An 18623-nucleotide genomic window follows, 5' to 3' on the forward strand; every position below is an offset into this window, starting at 1 on the left:
CCATCGTTATCGTATTCGGGATACATTATTTGTTCCGGTTGGGCGTATTTTACTTCCGGAGTACGGATTTTTTTCTGAATAAATCAGATCGGCGGCTTTCCGGCCGTCGGGAGTGACGAATACAACTGTAAACATCCATTTTTGCAAACGGATTTCCGGTGTGGAAAAGCGTCCTATGGGGAGTTTCAGGAATACGTTGTTCCATCCTTTATGCAGTTTTACGATCAGAGGAGGTCTGGCGACGCAATTTTCATTGCCTAAAGCTGTTTCATTGGAAGGGGTACGGTGGGTAGCCGTCCATTCCGGAGGTTGTATTTCTTCGTTGTTGAGCCAGATACGGCTTTCCCGGTAATCCCATTTACCCGGAAGCGGAGGAAGGTCTTTTTCCGAACGTCCGTAATTTTGAAATTCTACCCATAATCCGGTTTCCTGATTTTTAGGCGAATATACCCATGTCCAGGCATAGGCCGTATGGTTTTCCTGTGGATTGCAGAAAAAACCGGGAACCAGTGTACCCCAAACATGACGTAAATAGATGCCTGCGCCGATTGCCGGATGTACATTATATGTCTGGGCTTTGTACTGGTAGTGTGTTTGTAATGCCTGTTCCGGGGGAAAACTCCGGGAAAGGTCACCTTCATTCGGAAATGGGTCTGTAATGTTCCACCGGATATCGGTTTGACGGACATAGGCGAAAGGATATTCCCGGAAGTTATGTTCTTTGTGCCATAACATACGTTTTTCGAAGTCGGCGAAGTCGATGAATGCCGGAGTATTATCGGCAGGCAATATGGTACCTTTCCCATCGAAGTATTCATGGCCGCCTCCCAGCCAGGAACGCTCGGCAATGGCCAGCATGGCCGGATAGAAGTTATTTTCCAGTATGATGTTTCTTTCCGGGACGACCAGCCGGTCGTTCCAGATGGCAAGGATAACTCCTGCAATATCGTCGCTGCCTTCATTGCAGTTGTAAATGCGGCTGTTGTAAAGTGCAACCAGATCGCCGAAGATATCGTAATGGTTCAGGTAGTGAAAGCGGCTGTCAATGGCCGGGATGCCTTTTTGGGCTTTGCCCCGGTAGCTCCAGAGCTGTGTCATATCTATTTCTCCCGGTTGGTATGTCCATCCCGGATTCCATGAGATAACCTTTTTCCCCTTTGTGCGGATGTGGGAAATCATTTCGGGGACGAAGTCCGGATCGGTAAAAGAGACCTCGTCGGTGCCGATATGCAAATAGGGAACGTCTAAATTTTCGCAAATTTCGTCGAATAGCAGTTTGAGGATGATTTTTCCTTCCCGGCTTTGCATGTCGTGCCGGAATGTACGTTTAAAAGCTTCGCTGTGTCCTGGTATATCGATTTCCGGGATCAATAATACGTGGTGTTTTTTGCAAAAACCGATTAGTTCCCGGGCTTCTGCCAGTGTATAATATTTCCCCGGCATACGTGTCATATTCGAACTGTCGTTTAAAGCGGGAAACAGGCGGCTTTCAAGTCGCCAGGCCTGATTTTCGGTAAGATGCCAATGAAAGACATTGATTTTGTATCGGGCGAGCATCGCAATTTCCCGTTTCAGTTCTTCTACGGAAATGTAACTCCTGCCGACATCGTGCATAAAGCCCCGGATACGGAAAGCGGGCCAATCGGTGATTGTACAGCCTGTAAAATACGGCTGTCCGTATTTTTTAAGCTGACGTAACGTTTGCATAGCCCGGTAGACCCCGGTGGAGGTTGTTGCCTGAATGTATATCCGATTACGGGTGACGGATAACGTATAGCCTTCTTCCGGATTTAAATTTATATCCGGTAAACTGTCTGTGATGCGGACGACGACATTCAGAGAAGCTTTCGGGACGATTCTGCCTCCGCATTCCCGGAATAATGAATCCAGCTCTTCTGCTAATACCGGTGTCGATAGTTGTATTTTTCCGATCGGGAATTTTTGATTGTTGAATAGGATTTGCCGGGGTTGGGGGAGAAGATAAATGTCTTTTATCGAAGCGGTTGAGACAGAAAAGAATAGTATATTGAATAATATCGTAAAAATCAGTTTATTATACATGTTCGGCGGATTTTGATCGTCTGGCATTACGGAACAAATATAAGTTTTTTTTACAATTTTTTTCTTGAAAAAAGTGGCGAAACAATCGGTTCTGTCCGGATAAGAATTCTTTTTTTTGCATTAAAATCACTACTTTTGCACAAAACTGTGAAAGATGGTAGAAAATTATTCAGAAGATTCGATTCGGACTTTAGATTGGCAGGAGCATATCCGTTTACGTCCCGGGATGTATATCGGAAAATTGGGAGACGGTTCTGCTCCGGATGACGGTATATATATTTTGGTGAAAGAGGTAGTAGACAATTCTATCGATGAGTTTGCAATGGGATGCGGTACGGAAATCCTTATCACAGTTGAAGACCGTAAAGTCGTTGTCCGGGATTTCGGACGGGGAATTCCATTGGGTAAATTAGTGGATGCTTCTTCGAAGATGAATACCGGTGCCAAGTACGATTCTGAAGCTTTTAAAAAATCTGTCGGTTTGAACGGTGTCGGTATTAAAGCCGTCAATGCTCTGTCTGAAAATTTCGAAATACAATCGTTCCGGGACGGAGAGACCAAGTATGTACGGTATTGCCGGGCCAAAATTGTAGAGGAGCGTGATCTTGAACCGACAAATGAGCCGAACGGTACGCAGGTAACCTTCCTGGCGGATAAGGATATTTTCGGGAATTATCATTTTATTGCCGAGTATTTGGAAGCGATGGTAAAAAATTATGTATTCCTGAATACCGGTTTGACGATCGTTTTCAATAGCCATAAATATTTTTCCAGGCATGGGTTGTATGACTTACTGACAGAGAATATGAGCGGGGAGGGGCTTTATCCTATTATTCATTTACGGGGAAATGATATAGAGATGGCTATGACTCACGGACGGCAATATGGCGAAGAGTATTATTCGTTTGTAAACGGTCAGCATACGACACAGGGAGGAACCCACCTGAATGCTTTCCGGGAAGCTGTGGTGAAGACCATACGGGATTTTTACAAGAAAGATTTCGATATATCGGATATCCGGACTTCTATTATCGGAGCCATCAGTATCAAGGTGCAGGAACCGGTGTTCGAATCCCAGACTAAGACAAAACTGGGGTCTAAGGATATAGGACCGGAAGGACCGACCGTACGGAATTTTATCATGGATTTCGTTACGAAAGAATTGGATAATTACCTGCATCGTAATCCGGACACGGCAGAGTTGCTGCTGCGGAAAATCGTAGAGACGGAGAAAGAACGGAAAGCGATGTCCGGTATTCAGAAGATTGCCCGGGAACGGGCGAAGCAAGTCAGTTTGCACAATCGGAAACTGCGGGATTGCCGGGTACATTTTAATTCCAACCACGAGCGGAAAAACGAATCTTCTATTTTTATTACAGAGGGGGATTCTGCCAGCGGATCGATTACAAAATCCAGGGATGTCAATACCCAGGCCGTATTCAGTTTGAGAGGAAAGCCTCTGAACTCGTATGGATTGACAAAAAAGATCGTATATGAGAATGAGGAATTCAATTTGTTGCAGGCGGCATTGAATATCGAGGACGGATTGGAGGATTTGCGTTATAACAATGTTATCATCGCCACGGATGCGGATGTGGACGGTATGCATATCCGGTTATTGTTACTGACTTTCTTTTTACAATTTTTTCCTGATCTGGTAAGAAGCGGACATGTGTATATTTTGCAGACGCCTTTATTCCGGGTAAGAAATAAGAAGGAAACACGCTATTGTTATTCCGATACCGAGCGGGAAACGGCGATAAAAAAATTAGGTCCGAAGCCTGAAATTACCCGTTTTAAAGGTTTAGGGGAAATTTCTCCGAATGAGTTTCAGCATTTTATCGGTAAGGATATACGTCTGGAACCGGTAAGGCTTACGAAAGGAGATTCCATCGATGAGGTGTTGGGGTATTATATGGGAAAAAATACCCCCGAGCGTCAGGATTTCATCATAGAGAACCTGTATATCGAGAAAGACGAGTTGAGATAATTAAAATTGAAAATTTACAATATAAACCAGCATGGCAGAGGATATCATCGATGTCGATTTTAACGGAGAAGAGCAACAACCGGAGTCAACGGACGAGAGCCTGAAAGGCTCTGTAGAAAAGGAGACTCCGGAAGAAGTTGCAGGGGGAGAAGGTTCGCAGCCGGAGGCTTTTGAAATATCAACGTCTCCGGGAGAAACGGAGGAGCATACAGAGGAAAACGGGAAGATACGTTCGATACAACATCTGGACGGTATGTATCAAAAGTGGTTTTTGGATTATGCTTCGTATGTTATATTGGAGCGGGCTGTGCCTTATGTGAATGACGGTTTGAAGCCCGTACAGCGCCGGATTCTTCATTCGATGCGTGAAATGGACGATGGGCGTTACAATAAGGTGGCCAATATCATCGGAAATACGATGAAATATCACCCGCATGGGGATGCTTCTATCGGGGACGCCCTTGTACAATTGGGACAAAAAGATTTATTGGTCGATTGTCAGGGAAACTGGGGGAATATATTGACGGGAGACGGTGCTGCAGCTCCCCGTTATATTGAGGCGAGGTTGTCTAAATTTGCCCTGGATGTCGTATTTAATCCCAAAACGACGAATTGGAAGCTTTCTTACGATGGACGTAACCGGGAACCGGTGACATTGCCTGTAAAATTCCCTTTGCTTTTGGCTCAGGGGGTGGAAGGAATCGCTGTGGGGCTTGCTTCGAAAATATTGCCTCATAATTTTAATGAGTTGATCGATGCCTGTATTGCACATCTGCAACACGAAGATTTTGTTTTATATCCCGATTTTCCGACCGGTGGTATGATTGATGTGGCAAAATACAATGACGGATTGCGGGGAGGGGCGGTAAAAATCCGGGCGAAAATCGAGAAAGACAATAATAATAAAACCCTCCGGATTACGGAAATTCCCTTTGGACGTACGACCTCAACCCTGATCGACAGTATTATAAAAGCCAATGATAAAGGCAAGATAAAAATCAAAAAAATTGACGATAATACGGCTGCCAATGTGGAGATATTGATTTATCTGGCGCCGGGTGTATCTTCGGATAAGACGATCGATGCTTTGTATGCTTTTACCGATTGTGAACTGTCGGTGTCTCCGAATTCATGCGTTATCGAGGACGAGAAGCCTTGTTTTATGCCGATTTCCGATATTCTCCGCCAATCGGCAGACGATACGGTGGCTCTGTTGAAACTCGAGTTGGAAATCCGGCTTCATGAGCTTTTGGAAGAATTACATTTTGCTTCTCTGGAAAAGATTTTTATCGAAGAACGTATTTACAAAGACAAAGAGTTTGAGGAAAGTCCTACCTTAGAGAATGTAATTGTTCATGTGCATAAGCGTTTGACTCCGTTTTTACCGAAATTATACCGGGAGGTGACCGATGACGATATCAAACGGCTGTTGGAAATCAAGATGAAGCGGATTCTCAAATTCAATTCCGAAGAAGCCGATCAATATATTCAGGGACTCGAGGATGAAGTGACACAGGTAAGGCACGATATAGAACATATCATTCCGTATACGATAGCCTATTATACCCGTATTAAAGCAAAATACGGCAAGGGACGGGAACGGAAAACTGAAATCCGGAGTTTCGAGAATATCGAAGCGGCTAAAGTTGTGATTGCCAACGAAAAATTGTACATAAACCGGGAAGAAGGATTTATCGGAACAGCCTTGAAAAAAGATGAATTTATCTGCGAATGTTCCGATATGGATGAGGTGATCATCTTCAAAAAAGACGGTAGCTATTATGTCACGAAAGTTGCTGACAAGATTTTTGTGGGTAAGGATGTTTTGTATGTGAATGTATTCAAGAAAAACGATAAACGTACAATATACAACGTCGCTTACCGGGACGGACGTTACGGTGTATATTATGTGAAACGGTTTAATGTGACGGGTGTCACCCGGGATAAGGTTTACAATGTGACAAAAGGAACGGCCGGTTCCCGTATCATTCATTTTTCCGCTAACCCGAACGGAGAAGCGGAGGTGATTAAAGTGTGCCTGAAACCGAAACCCAATTTGAAGAAACTGGTGTTCGAATATGATTTTGCGGCTTTGGCGATCAAAGGCCGGGATTCGCAAGGAAATTTGTTGTCGAAAAACGATATTCATAAAATCAATGTCGTACAAAAGGGCGTTTCTACTTTGGGCGGGTGCAAAATTTGGCTGGATGAGGATGTACGCCGGCTGAATACGGATAACCGGGGAAAATACCTGGGAGAATTCCAGGGAGAGGACCGTATTCTGGTCGTTAATAAGAACGGTACATACTATACGACTGATTTTGACCTCAATAACCATTATGAGGAAGAATATATTATTTTTGAAAAATTCGATCCGCATAAGGTCTGGTCGGTTGTATTTTTTGATGCAGAACAAGGTTTTTATTACCTGAAGCGTTTTAAATTTGAAGAAAGCAATAAAGTATTTTCGTTTATCGGAGAAGCCGAAGGATCTTATCTGGTAGGTTTAAGTAGCGAGCGGCATCCCCGGTTTGAAATTGTATTCGGAGGGAAGTATGCGACCCGCCCGGTTGAGGTTATACAGGCGGATGAATTTATCGGTGAAAAATCGTTTAAGGCAAGAGGCAAGCGCTTGACGACTTTCGAGGTCGACCGGATACAGGAAACAACGCCTTTGGTGATTGAAGAGGAAAATGAAATCAGTGCCGATGTGGAATTTGAGGTGACCAATCCTTCCGAGATTGCGGATAATGAAGAACAGATGAAGCTGGAGTTCGAATAATGAAATATTTTCTGGTTGGGTATATGGCTTGCGGGAAAACCCGTCGGGGGCGGGAAATGGCTGCGGAATTGGGGATTCGGTTTGTCGATCTGGATGCTTATATTGTCGATCGGGAAAGACGTTCTATCCCGGAAATTTTTGCAGCAGCAGGGGAGGCTGGGTTCCGAAAGTTGGAAACCCGTTATTTGCAGGAAGTTTGTGAGCTATATGGGGATTTTGTGATGTCGACCGGCGGAGGTGCTCCTTGTTTTAACAACAATATGCAATATATGAATGCTCAGGGACATACGATTTTTATCAATACGCCTGTCGATACGATTGTGGAACGCTTGATTCGCGGGAAACAGAAACGTCCGATCGTCAGTAAACTCAACGATGATGAAATATATGATTTCGTATGTCGGCATTTGGAGGAACGTTTGCCTTATTACAAACAGGCGAAGGAAGAAGTAAAATAAACACATCGTAAACGGAATTTCGCCCATTACAAATTGGAACTCTTCTTTCAAGACACGGACGATACGTTTGCCGGACATTTCCTATATGCCGCTATTGAAGATGGCAAGATAAAAGAAATTACATTGATGGGATAGACACAAGCTATCAGGGGCAAATACTGTCGGATGCATTTTCAATACGGCGAGGAGTTATTTGCTTGTTCGCCGTATTGCTTGTTTCCTCCTGTAAGATTTTGTCCAAGGTCTTCAATCCGCATTGAATAGATTTTTGTGTAGCTCCTCTGATGGAGAGTTTTTTTGCCGATATATCGAGTATATAATGGGCTTCCCCTTCCAATTCAACATCTGTCCAAAGTTCGATAACCGAATTTCCTGTTGCCCGCATTCCTCCCACGATAGCAATTTGCCCGAACCGTTCTCTCAATATGTCTTGCAGCTCAAACAAGCAGGGAGACAGTTTGGGCAAATTGGTTCTTATTACGGTTTGTGGCGTAATGGTGAAATTCTTTGCATCCGTCGCCTGTCCCCAAACATATGCCGCCACTAACAGCAGCGGCAATACCATCTTAATTTTTTTGAAGACGAAGCCCATATTATCTTTTTATTTAAGATATTGTATCAAGGTGTCGCATTGTTCCATGTATTCGTGCAGCGTATCTGCCATTTGCGGATTTTCAGCGAGCAGTTCGCCGCATCTCCGCTTGGCATCGGGTAGTTCCATCAATCCGGGAAAGCCTTTTCGCATCCATCCTTTTTTGGAGGAATAATCGTCCGGAAGATTGGTGTATAGTATTTGGTAAAAGCTGATAGACAATGCGATTTGCTGCATCTGTTTGGTCTCTCCTTCGGGGTATTGTTCCAGTTTCTCGACGGCTTCCGTAAACAGGGATTGCTGCATTCCGATGAAAGCCGGATAGTCGCCCAACAACCCAAGTGTCTGTAACAGAAAAACCCGGCATGTGGCAAGGTCTTTTTCGGGCAGGGGTAGTCCACTCAGGCGTTCAAACCCCTCTTTGACCTCAGGGAGAGAGAGTAGGCGTGACGGAGGCAACGTGCCCGGTTCCTGCGTTGTCAGCCATTGGTGGCAAGCATAACCGGCTATGCAACGATGGAGCAAACGATTATATTCATCCGTTATCATAGATGCGTAACGGTCTGCTTCTTCAAAATTATGACGTTGAATATATTGATACATTACCTGTCCGTAAAATGAGTCTAATTCCTTTGTTTGCAGTTGTTTATCGTCTGTTTTGCACTCTTTCAGCCATTTATGATAGGGCTGTTCCCAACCGGCAAGGAAAGACATTTCCTCTTCTTCATAATCGACATCCAGCTCATTGCCGTAAGCTGCTGCCACTTCAAACGCTTCGGGAACTGCCAGCAACCGGAGCAAGGCTTGGATTCTTTCCGGTCCGGGGGCATTGTCATCGTCAAAACCTCCCACCACGCACGACAGCGGAAAGAACGCATACCAATGTCCCAGCGTGTCGGCTCCCCGCTTATCACCTTGGGCAAGTGCCTTGGAAGCCAGTGGTGCAATCTGCTCCGCCAATTCTAAAGGGTCAAGCAGCCGCAATTCCTCTTCGGACGACACTTGAATAACACCCGTGTCAAGTAGCTTTTTCCATAATGCAGACCCTGCGGTGACACAACATTTTCCGGAACGGTAGTCCACATAAGTATCATCTTTCAAGAAACCGCCCTCTGCAACAAGCCCCATTGCTTCGCTACGCTCTGGTTCGGGCAATTGCTCCGGCGACAGAAGGGAGAGATAACCAAGCTGCTCCAATTCATCCCGGACCCGTAAGACCGTGTACCCGCAGTCCAGTTGATTCTGAAAATGATAAAGACTGTAACAAATACTTTGTGCCAAAGGTGGAACAGGCGAAGCGGTGGCCACGGTTATTACGGAATATTCCACCAAACTTTCTATTGCATGCATTGACATAATCGTTTGTAATTTATAAGGTTTATAAATCAGATAGATATAGTTTAATCGTTTTATCTTTTACTATATCCAGTATATGTTTGCCACCGACAGACAAATCGGCTCCGTTTTCCAACAGGTATTCTGCAATACCGATTGCATTGTTCCTGACCGCATACATCAAGGGAGTCGCACCACCGGGCAATCGGTCATTCACGTCAAAGCCTTTTTCTACCAGTGTTTTTACCAATACCGGGCTTTTTCGACAAACAGCATAAAACAAGAGACCGGAATTGTATTCGTCCTTATAAGACGGTTCCAGCATGTAACCCGAACGAATCAGAGACAAGGCTTTGTCAATGTCGTTTTCATCTCGTATCAGTCGAAATAGCTCTTCCATAAAAAATATTTGTTGATAAATTAAAAATCAACCATAGAAACTATAAACTTGAATTACCTAATTGCAAGGTTTACAGATATAATACCACTCTGTTGCCGTAAACAAAGTTACAGATATTTATTATTCCACCGATGATTTTCCCTAAGAATTTGCACTGTGACAAGGAGAAGTGAATACCTGTACAGCCTCACAAATTGCTTCATCTCTTCGTTTTTTACAAATCAGTATTTCTCAAAATATTTATTTCGCATTCTCGGAAAAAGATATTATATTTACAACTGAAAGAGTTATTTGACAACATAGCAATGCAAAACGCTGAAATTCGCACGGTTGCTAAATCGTTACTTCTATTTTTCAAATAATTCGCTAAAAATTTAGTCTTCAATTGGTTAAGTCAAATCAATGGAAATCTAAAATAGTCTTATATGATTAACTGTAACTTATTATAATGAAAACGAGTTTAATTGTTTCAGGTTTTATTTTAATGATGATGACGGTAGCTTGTAATTCAGAGAAAAAAGAAGGAACGTTTCAGACACAGGATGCTCTGGAAAATATCTTTGCCCGTAAAAGTGTCCGTAAATATTTACCGAAGCCGGTAGAAAAAGAAAAAACGGATTTGTTGCTGAAAGCCGGAATGGCTGCTCCTACCGGTAAAGATACCCGTCCCTGGGAATTTGTCGTTGTAACGGAAAGGGCAGCTTTGGATTCTATGGCGGCAGCTTTGCCTTATGCCAAAATGTTGAAAGATGCTCCCATGGCTATTGTCGTATGCGGGGATACAACCAAATCTTCTTATTGGTATCTGGATTGTGCTGCGGCTACTCAAAATATTTTATTGGCGGCGGAAGCACTTGGACTGGGAGCTGTCTGGACGGCAACTTATCCGTATGACGACCGTATGGCTGTTGTAAAAAAGGAAATCGGTTTACCCGACCATATTCTTTCCCTATGTGTCATTCCTGTCGGATATCCGGCAATCCCGCATAGTCCGAAAAATAAATGGGACGAAACGAAAGTACATTACGGCAAGTATTGATTGATTTTAGATTTCTGTCAGGGCAAGCTGAAGTTATAAATCTAAATATTCTGTTTTCCGAATGCTCCGAGTCCGAAGAGGGCAAAATCATAGCGTATAGGATCGGCCGGATCGAATTCGCGTAAACGTTCCGTCAGTTCCAAAACGGCCTGTGCGTCGTTTTGATTGCGGGTGAGCAGGCCCAGTTGGCGGCTGACGTTTCCCGTGTGCAGATCGAGAGGAATAAGCAGAGCCGAAGCCGGGATATTTTTCCAGAGTCCGAAATCTATACCGCTGTGGTCTTTACGCACCATCCAACGGATATACATGTTTATGCGTTTGGCGGCAGAGCCTTTTTCTACATTGGCGATATGCCGCAAAACCCGTTTTTCGGCCGGATGGATTGTGAACAGTCTGTACCAGTCGCTCAATACTTTTAACATGTCGCCGTGTTGACGGAACGAATCGGTAAATATTTTTTCCATCCCTCCCAGATTCCGGTAGATATGGGCCAATGCATGTAAAAAATAGCAGCAGTCGTATGCGTTGAATGTACGGTGTTTGAAATGGGTAAAACGCTCGTAATCCGTTTCGGTAGCGTTCAGAATAAAATCATAAGGAGCATAATCCAGCAATTGCATGAGTTCCCTGCACTTTCTGATGATTGTCGGACGTTGCCCCCAGGCCAGAGAAGCGGCTAAAAATCCGGATATTTCGATGTCTTCTTTTTCTTCGAACATTTTCGGTATTTGGATCGGGTCAGTTTCTATGAAAAAATCCGATTTGCAATATTCCGAATATTTTTCGTCGAGTAATTGTTTTATTTCTTGACGGTTCATGAAATTTATTTTGTGTTGCAAGGTAAATATTAGTTGGAAACGTATTGGACTATATCGGAAAATAAATTCGGTAGCAGTCAAAGTTTGACCGCCCGTAACATTTCGCGTTTTCCCGGAGGACCGGGTAATCGTTTCAGACGAAAACCGACATTCCGGAGGGCTTGCTTTACGATGCCTTTTACACAGTAAGTTACTAATATACTGTTGGGTTTCAGGGCTTCGTAGAAGCGATTGAATACCGCATCTGTCCAAAGATGAGGTTGTACGTCCGGATTGAATGCGTCGAAATATACGATATTGAATTGTGACCGGAAATGAATGTTCCGGAAATCTTCCCGGTGTTTGTATAGTTTGAAATATGGGGAAACAGATTGTTCCGTTTCCCACGGACACCGATGCAATTCGTTAAACAATTCCTGTTCTGCGGGTGCGGTAAAGTTGGAATAATTTAGGGAGGCGATTTCAGCGCTTGCCAATGGATATTTTTCAATGCTGTGATAACACACCGGCAATTGTAGTTCCCGGGTACGGATTAAAGTCAGCCAGGCATTCAGTCCGGTACCGAAGCCTGCTTCCAGTATATGTAACGGATTTTGCAGACTTATCGAATCCGGATGAGTTTCCAGGAAGTACTCCAAACCCGCCCGGATGAAAATGTGCCGGGATTCCTGAATGGCTCCGTGGATCGAGTGGTAATGTTCGTTCAATTCCGGAATGTATAAAGTCATACTTCCGTCCTCTGTCGGCGTGAGAATACGCTCCATAACCGGATATTACAGTAATTTCTCCCTTAATAGATTGACAAATTCGATGACGTCGCTTTCCGTGGTATCGAAAGAGCATACCCATCTGATTTCGGACGCATTTTCGTCCCATACGTAAAAAAAGCATTCTTCTTGCAGTTCAGCAATCTTACTTCGGGGGATGATGGCGAAAATTTCGTTGGCTTCTACTTTCTGGGTGATTTTAATGCCGGAAATCAAAGCGGCTTCATTAGCCAGTTTTTGTGCCATCCGATTGGCATGTGCTGCCGTTTTCAACCATAGGCCGTCTTTTAATAGGGTGGAGAACTGGGCTGCGATAAAACGGGATTTGGAATGCAGTTGCATCGCTTGTTTGCGGATGTACTTTACATTCCGGCATACGGAGGTGTTGAAGAAAATAACGGCTTCTCCGAACATCATACCGTTTTTGGTTCCGCCGAAACTAAGGACGTCAATGCCTACCTTTGTCGTGATGTCCGTCGGGTCACATTGCAGGTAAGCTATGGCATTGGCTAAACGTGCTCCGTCCATGTGCACGAATAAGCCGTTGGCATGTGCAAAATCACATATTTCTTTTAACTCTTCCGGGGTGTATACCGTTCCGAGTTCCGTACATTGGGTGAGCGAAATAATATTGGGCTGGGAGTGATGCTGGTCGTCAAAGCCATGCATATGATTCTGTATCAATCCTACATTCAGCTTTCCGTCGAATGTCGGAACTGTCAATAATTTGCAGCCTGCTTGTTTCTGAATTGCACCGCATTCGTCAACATTGATATGCGCTGTTTCGGCACATATCACGGCATTGTAGGAGCGGGCGAAAGCCGAGAGACTGACAATATTGGCTCCCGTACCATTGTATACAAAATATACGTCTATACTTTCTCCGAAAATTTTTTTGAAATCCTGCACGGCTTTAGCCGTATATTTGTCTTCTCCGTATGAATGTTGATGTCCGTAAGAGGTTTCTTTCAAAGCATTGAATACTTCCGGTAAAACTCCTGAAAAATTATCACTTCCAAAACCACGAATACTCATGTTTATTGCATTTTGATTTTCGGGGATAAAGATAGAAAATATATTATATATTGTGGATTTTAGCTTTTAAATTGTAAATTTTAAATTGTTTGACAAACTGATTTGTCGTCGGAGTTATTTAATCTGAAATTTAAATCGGTGTATATTGAAAACAAATATTTTGTTTTTTTCGTATACGTTTAAAAAATATAGGATCATTAAATACGTTATAGTTATGAAAAGCTTTTTTTTGTATGGGACACCTTTGAAAGGAAACGGTGTTTCTGCGTTTTTATTTTTGCTGCGTTTGTTTGTCGGGATAATGATGCTGGCTCATGGCGGAGTTAAACTGGCGAATTTCGGTTCGTTGATGAATACGTTTCCCGATCCGCTGGGAGTAACTCCTATGGTATCTTTGTTACTTTCAGTTTCGGCGGAAGTCGGTTGTTCGGTATTGTTGATTTTCGGTATACTGACCCGTTTGGTTACTTTGCCGTTGATTTTTAATATGCTTGTAGCTGTATTTGTCATACATGGAGGAGATGCTTTTCAGGCAAAAGAGTTGGCTGTCATGTATCTGGCTGTTTATGTCTTTTTCTTCTTTATAGGAGGGGGACGTTATTCACTGGATTATCGCATTTTTGGTAAGGCTGCATGGAAAGAATAAAAAAACGCCTCTTTTCGAGGCGTTTTTTTATGTAGTAGACCTGGATTTTTACATCAGGAAGCTCAGTAACGTACCGGCAGCAACGGCAGAACCGATTACACCGGCAACATTCGGAGCCATGGCGTGCATCAACAGATAATTGCTCGGATCGTTTTTCAATCCCATGTTTTGAACGACACGGGCACTATCCGGCACAGCAGATACACCGGCAGCACCGATCATCGGATTGATCGGATTGTTTTTCGACGACAGCCAGTTCATGATCTTAGCGACCAATACACCGCTGGCGGTTGCTATTACGAACGAGAAAGCTCCCAGACCGAAGATCAGGATGGAGTCTTTTGTCAGGAACACATCTGCCTGAGTCGAAGCACCTACGGTAACACCCAATAACATGGTAATGGTGTCGATCAAAGCATTGCTGGCCGTATTTGCCAGACGATTGGTTACCGTAGATTCTTTCAGTAAGTTACCGAAGAATAACATACCCAGCAACGGTAAAGCCGACGGTGCGATGAACGCAGTCAATAATAAACCGATAATCGGGAACAATTGTTTTTCCAAGCGGCTGACAGAACGCGGCGGACGCATCTTGATTTTTCTTTCGTGCTTGGTTGTCAGTAAATTGATTACAGGCGGTTGAATCACCGGCACCAAAGCCATGTATGAATAAGCTGCAATGGCGATCGGACCGATCAGGTTCTTGACTAATTCGCCGTTGGCCAGCATGTTTACACCGTTAGCCAATTTCGATGACAGGAAGATAGCCGTCGGACCGTCGGCACCACCGATAATACCGATAGCTCCGGCCTCTGGTGGTGCAAAGCCTAACCACAAAGCTCCGATAAAAGTTACGAAAATACCGATCTGGGCCGCAGCTCCCAATAGCATCAGTCTCGGATTGGAAATCAGAGACGAGAAGTCGGTCATTGCCCCGATACCCAGGAAGATCAAGGGCGGATACCAGCCGTTGATAACTCCTGAATAGAGGATATTCAGTACAGATCCCGGTTCGTAGATACCTAATTTCAGGTTGAATGCTTCTCCCATATAGAATGGAATGTTACCGATAATGATACCCATACCGATCGGGATCAGCAACATCGGTTCATAATCGAAACGAATAGCCAGCCAGATAAAAATAAGGGCTACGACGATCATGATCAGATTTCCTGTTGTTGCATTGGCAAATCCGGTGAATTCCCAGAAATTTTTCATTCCGGCCATAGCATCGGAATTATGGTAGGCATTCTGTGAGGGTGTGCCGAAATTCAGCATATCCCCCTGGAGTGTTGCTGTCCGGTTACCCAGATTTACCATGATGTCGTGGGTAATGTAATTGGTTCCGGAAGCATTCGGGTCCAGATTCGGAGAAAATTCAGTAATCTTTTTCGGATTGAACGTCATGATCACTGTGCTGCCTTCCAGTCTCCAGTCTCCGGTATAACGTTGTTTAATGGAGTCCATCGTAAACGTACCATCGTCATTGAAACTGTAAACTTTGTAGCGGGCAACTTTCCGCTCTTTTTGATCGGGTTTTAAATCCGCCGCGCGGATCGCCTTCGGTATGTAACCGTCAGCTTTGTTCATCCATTTTCCATGGACGAGTTGTTCTTTTAAACTACCTCCGTTCGATGCCAGGCAGAAATTTCCGCTTAAGGCCACAAACAGAAAAGATAGCATAATGAAAATAAATTTGTTCATATACAGTGTAATTATGCTATTTCTACTAATGTATCGCCCTGGAGAACGGCATCTCCTTCTTTTACTTTGATGGCCTGTACCGTACCGCCTTTTTCTGCTATAACGTTATTATCCATCTTCATCGCTTCCATGATCATAACACAATCACCGGCTTTGACAGCAGAACCGACCGTAATATTGACTTTTTTGATCGTTCCGGGCAGCGGAGAGTTGATTTTGTAAGAAGCACCGCTACTTTCAGTCTTCTTGATTTCTCCTTCTCCCGGTTTGTTAACCACAGGTTTACGTGCAAGTACCGGAGTTTTTGCTTTTTTCTCTTCTCCCTGCATTTCTACTTGATAGGGAGTACCGTTAACAGAAACTGTTGCGTTGGTTCCGTCGAATTCGCCTACTTCTACTTCGTAAGTCTGGCCGTTTATTTTAAACTTATATTTTTTCATCGTTTTTTGTTTGTCAAAAACTTCGAACGAGCAGAAAAAACGATTGTTTTCTATTTATGCTCATTCATCGTTTGTCGTTATTACTTTCTTACAGGTTGATTTTGTACACCGTAGATTTTAGAACTCCAGGGGGAGTATTGCTTCTGTGCGGTATGTATGGTGATGATATTGCTTTCTTCATCATGTAATTCATTGAAATACATATGTAATCCCAAAGCAATAGCCGCATTTACATCTCCCTCCACGTTGATATTCGTTTGCTCTTCCGGTACACCGGATTTTTTCAGTTTTTTCCTGATGTTTAATTCCAGTAATTTCGGAATAGACATAAAGATGAACACCAGCACTCCGAGAGAAATAAATACCACGAATATACTTACGATAGAAATTGTGAATCCACCGGCTTCCCTGATCACATCTGCAGAGAGCGTGATTAAATTTATCATATGCTTTTATTTTTATAAAGGTATGTTACTATGTTTCTTAGGCGGATTGACGACTTTTTTGGTACGTAGGCTTTCGAATGCACGGATCACACGGAAACGGGTGTTGCGCGGTTCGATAACATCGTCGATATAGCCGTAAGAAGCAGCCTGATAAGGGTTGGCAAATGCTTCGTCATAAGCATCTACTTTTTCCTGAATGAATTTAGCTTTTTCTTCTGCATTTTCAATTGCGCTTACTTCTTTACCGTACAGTACTTCAATAGCTCCGGATGCTCCCATAACGGCGATCTGGGCAGAAGGCCATGCATAGTTGGCATCTCCGCGTAACTGTTTGCAGGACATCACGTCGTGTGCTCCACCGTATGATTTACGTAAGGTTACGGTAACTTTCGGTACAGTAGCTTCACCGTAAGCAAACAACAGTTTAGCACCGTGAATGATGATACCGCCGTATTCCTGACCGCTACCCGGCAAGAATCCCGGAACGTCGACCAGGGTCAGAATCGGAATATTGAAACAGTCGCAGAAACGTACGAAACGGGCTGCTTTACGCGATGCCTGTATATCGAGAACTCCTGCCAGGAAATTAGGTTGGTTGGCGATTACACCTACCGGAATACCGCCCATACGGCAGAAGCCTACGATGATATTTTTAGCGAAATTGCGGTGTACTTCGAGGAATTCACCGTTGTCTACGATGGCTTCGATTACATGCAGCATATCGTACGGCTGGTTCGGATTGTCCGGAATAATGGAATTCAAGGTGTCTTCCAAACGATCGATCGGATCATTGCAGTCAATAATCGGAGCGTCTTCCAGGTTGTTGGAAGGCAGATAAGACAACAGTTTCCGGATAATCATAATACCTTCTTCTTCGTTTTCTACGCGGAAATGAGCAACGCCTGATTTGGTAGAATGTACGCTGGCACCACCCAGGTCTTCCGTGCTGATGTCTTCACCCGTTACCGTTTTGACAACTTTCGGGCCGGTAACAAACATATAGGATGTGTCGTCAGTCATCAGGATAAAGTCGGTCAATGCCGGAGAATATACGGCACCGCCGGCACAAGGTCCGAAAATAGCGGAAATCTGAGGAATTACACCGGAAGCCAGAATATTACGTTCGAAAATTTCGGCATAACCGGCTAATGAAGTTACACCTTCCTGAATACGGGCACCACCGGAATCGTTCAATCCGATTACCGGAGCACCGGCAATCATAGCTTTATCCATTACCTTACAGATTTTTTGTGCCAGTGTTTCCGACAAAGCACCTCCGAATACGGTGAAATCCTGTGCAAATACGAAAACCAGGCGGCCGTCGATTGTACCCTGACCGGTTACGACACCGTCGCCTAAGAATTTGGTTTTCGCCATATCGAAGTTATTGCAACGATGAGTTACAAACATGTCGAATTCTTCGAAACTACCTTCATCCAATAACATTTCGATTCTTTCGCGGGCAGTTTGCTTGCCTTTTTTGTGCTGTGACTCAATTCTCTTTTCACCACCGCCTAATTTCGCTGTCGCGCGAAGATCAATCAGTTTTTTTACTTTATCTTGATTTGTCATCATAAATAGTATTTAATGTGATCGTTTAAAAATGTAAAGACATGAAAATGACATCCGCTGTATAAGTGGTCTCATTTTCATGTTTTTACATTTTTAAATTTTCAGATTTTATAATTATTTTTTACCGCAAAGTTCTGTTAATACCCGGTTTGTGGATTTCGGGTGTAAAAAGCCGATTTTCAAACCTTCAGCACCACCACGCGGTGCTTTGTCGATCAATTGGCAACCGGCTTCTGCAGCGTCGTTTAATGCTTGTGCAACATCTTCAACTGCAAAAGCAATGTGATGCATGCCACCACCGTTCTTTTCTACAAATTTACCGATCGGGCCTTCCGGATCTGTAGATTCCAGCAATTCGATCTTGGTTTGGCCTACCTGAAAGAAGGCTGTTTTTACTTTTTGGTCTTTGACTTCTTCGATGGCATAGCATTTCAATCCCAATACTTTTTCGTAAAAGGGAATGGCTTCATCCAAGCTTGCAACTGCAATGCCAATGTGTTCAATATGAGTCGGCGTCATGATAATAAATTTAATGAAT

Annotated in this window: 17 protein-coding genes; 5 read left to right on the plus strand and 12 right to left on the minus strand. The window is 43.7% G+C overall.

The window, feature by feature from the left end:
• Nucleotides 1–6: 6 nt before the first annotated feature.
• Entirely contained in the window at nt 7–2061 is a 2055-nt protein-coding gene (locus tag BN8908_RS02310) for a family 20 glycosylhydrolase (protein ID WP_082989316.1), read from the minus strand.
• A 154-nt stretch (nt 2062–2215) separates the two neighbouring features.
• Here BN8908_RS02310 and BN8908_RS02315 point away from each other — a divergent pair, with 154 nt between their 5' ends.
• Genes BN8908_RS02315 through BN8908_RS02325 form a run of 3 tightly spaced genes read left to right on the plus strand, consistent with a single transcriptional unit; the run spans nt 2216 to nt 7291 of the window.
• Nucleotides 2216–4051, plus strand: a complete 1836-nt coding sequence (locus tag BN8908_RS02315; protein WP_021986950.1) for a DNA topoisomerase IV subunit B — start codon at nt 2216–2218, stop codon at nt 4049–4051.
• A gap of 31 nt (nt 4052–4082) precedes the next feature.
• A complete protein-coding gene (locus tag BN8908_RS02320) occupies nt 4083–6833 on the plus strand; it encodes a DNA gyrase/topoisomerase IV subunit A (protein WP_021986949.1) in 2751 nt (916 codons plus the stop codon).
• Nucleotides 6833–7291 carry a shikimate kinase gene (locus tag BN8908_RS02325; RefSeq protein WP_021986948.1) on the plus strand — a complete coding sequence of 153 codons (459 nt, stop codon included), beginning with the start codon at nt 6833–6835 and terminating at the stop codon, nt 7289–7291. Before BN8908_RS02320 ends, BN8908_RS02325 begins: the two co-directional genes overlap by 1 nt.
• A gap of 145 nt (nt 7292–7436) precedes the next feature.
• On the opposite strand, the gene BN8908_RS02330 is transcribed toward BN8908_RS02325, so the two are convergent.
• From BN8908_RS02330 to BN8908_RS02340, 3 genes are read right to left on the minus strand one after another with little or no spacing between them, the layout of a single operon-like run.
• Entirely contained in the window at nt 7437–7856 is a 420-nt protein-coding gene (locus BN8908_RS02330) for a beta-N-acetylhexosaminidase family protein (RefSeq protein WP_235837401.1), read from the minus strand.
• Nucleotides 7857–7892: 36 nt separating this feature from the next.
• Nucleotides 7893–9239: a hypothetical protein gene (locus BN8908_RS02335; RefSeq protein WP_068688763.1), complete on the minus strand. Its 1347-nt coding sequence runs from the start codon at nt 9237–9239 to the stop codon at nt 7893–7895.
• Between the two features lie 22 nt (nt 9240–9261).
• Nucleotides 9262–9618, minus strand: coding sequence for an ankyrin repeat domain-containing protein (locus BN8908_RS02340; RefSeq protein WP_068688764.1), 357 nt, complete (start codon nt 9616–9618; stop codon nt 9262–9264).
• A 484-nt stretch (nt 9619–10102) separates the two neighbouring features.
• Here BN8908_RS02340 and BN8908_RS02345 point away from each other — a divergent pair, with 484 nt between their 5' ends.
• Nucleotides 10103–10657, plus strand: a complete 555-nt coding sequence (locus tag BN8908_RS02345; RefSeq protein WP_287050506.1) for a nitroreductase family protein — start codon at nt 10103–10105, stop codon at nt 10655–10657.
• Nucleotides 10658–10698: 41 nt separating this feature from the next.
• Here BN8908_RS02345 and BN8908_RS02350 read toward each other — a convergent pair whose 3' ends face one another.
• The 3 genes from BN8908_RS02350 to BN8908_RS02360 form a co-directional block, all read right to left on the minus strand.
• Nucleotides 10699–11475: a TIGR02757 family protein gene (locus BN8908_RS02350; protein WP_021986944.1), complete on the minus strand. Its 777-nt coding sequence runs from the start codon at nt 11473–11475 to the stop codon at nt 10699–10701.
• Between the two features lie 77 nt (nt 11476–11552).
• Nucleotides 11553–12239 carry a tRNA (5-methylaminomethyl-2-thiouridine)(34)-methyltransferase MnmC2 gene (gene mnmC2, locus BN8908_RS02355; protein ID WP_068688771.1) on the minus strand — a complete coding sequence of 229 codons (687 nt, stop codon included), beginning with the start codon at nt 12237–12239 and terminating at the stop codon, nt 11553–11555.
• Nucleotides 12240–12248: 9 nt separating this feature from the next.
• On the minus strand, nt 12249–13271 hold the full coding sequence (locus BN8908_RS02360) for a threonine aldolase family protein (protein ID WP_316245217.1): 1023 nt from the start codon (nt 13269–13271) through the stop codon (nt 12249–12251).
• A gap of 220 nt (nt 13272–13491) precedes the next feature.
• On the opposite strand from BN8908_RS02360, the gene BN8908_RS02365 reads away from it, so the two are divergent.
• Nucleotides 13492–13923 carry a DoxX family protein gene (locus BN8908_RS02365; protein ID WP_068688776.1) on the plus strand — a complete coding sequence of 144 codons (432 nt, stop codon included), beginning with the start codon at nt 13492–13494 and terminating at the stop codon, nt 13921–13923.
• 48 nt (nt 13924–13971) lie between these two features.
• Here the strand turns inward: BN8908_RS02365 and BN8908_RS02370 are convergent, their stop codons facing one another.
• From BN8908_RS02370 to mce, 5 genes are all read right to left on the minus strand, one after another.
• Nucleotides 13972–15150 carry a sodium ion-translocating decarboxylase subunit beta gene (locus tag BN8908_RS02370; protein ID WP_068692051.1) on the minus strand — a complete coding sequence of 393 codons (1179 nt, stop codon included), beginning with the start codon at nt 15148–15150 and terminating at the stop codon, nt 13972–13974.
• A 488-nt stretch (nt 15151–15638) separates the two neighbouring features.
• Entirely contained in the window at nt 15639–16067 is a 429-nt protein-coding gene (locus BN8908_RS02375; protein ID WP_021986939.1) for a biotin/lipoyl-containing protein, read from the minus strand.
• A gap of 80 nt (nt 16068–16147) precedes the next feature.
• Complete coding sequence (locus BN8908_RS02380) at nt 16148–16513, minus strand: OadG family protein (RefSeq protein ID WP_068688777.1); 366 nt, start codon at nt 16511–16513, stop codon at nt 16148–16150.
• 12 nt (nt 16514–16525) lie between these two features.
• Nucleotides 16526–18085 (minus strand): acyl-CoA carboxylase subunit beta, encoded by a 1560-nt coding sequence (locus BN8908_RS02385; protein WP_021986938.1) that lies wholly within the window; start codon nt 18083–18085, stop codon nt 16526–16528.
• 114 nt (nt 18086–18199) lie between these two features.
• Nucleotides 18200–18604 (minus strand): methylmalonyl-CoA epimerase, encoded by a 405-nt coding sequence (mce, locus tag BN8908_RS02390; RefSeq protein WP_021986937.1) that lies wholly within the window; start codon nt 18602–18604, stop codon nt 18200–18202.
• Nucleotides 18605–18623 lie beyond the last annotated feature (19 nt).

It is taken from the genome of Culturomica massiliensis, assembly GCF_900091655.1.
Classification (GTDB): domain Bacteria; phylum Bacteroidota; class Bacteroidia; order Bacteroidales; family Marinifilaceae; genus Culturomica; species Culturomica massiliensis.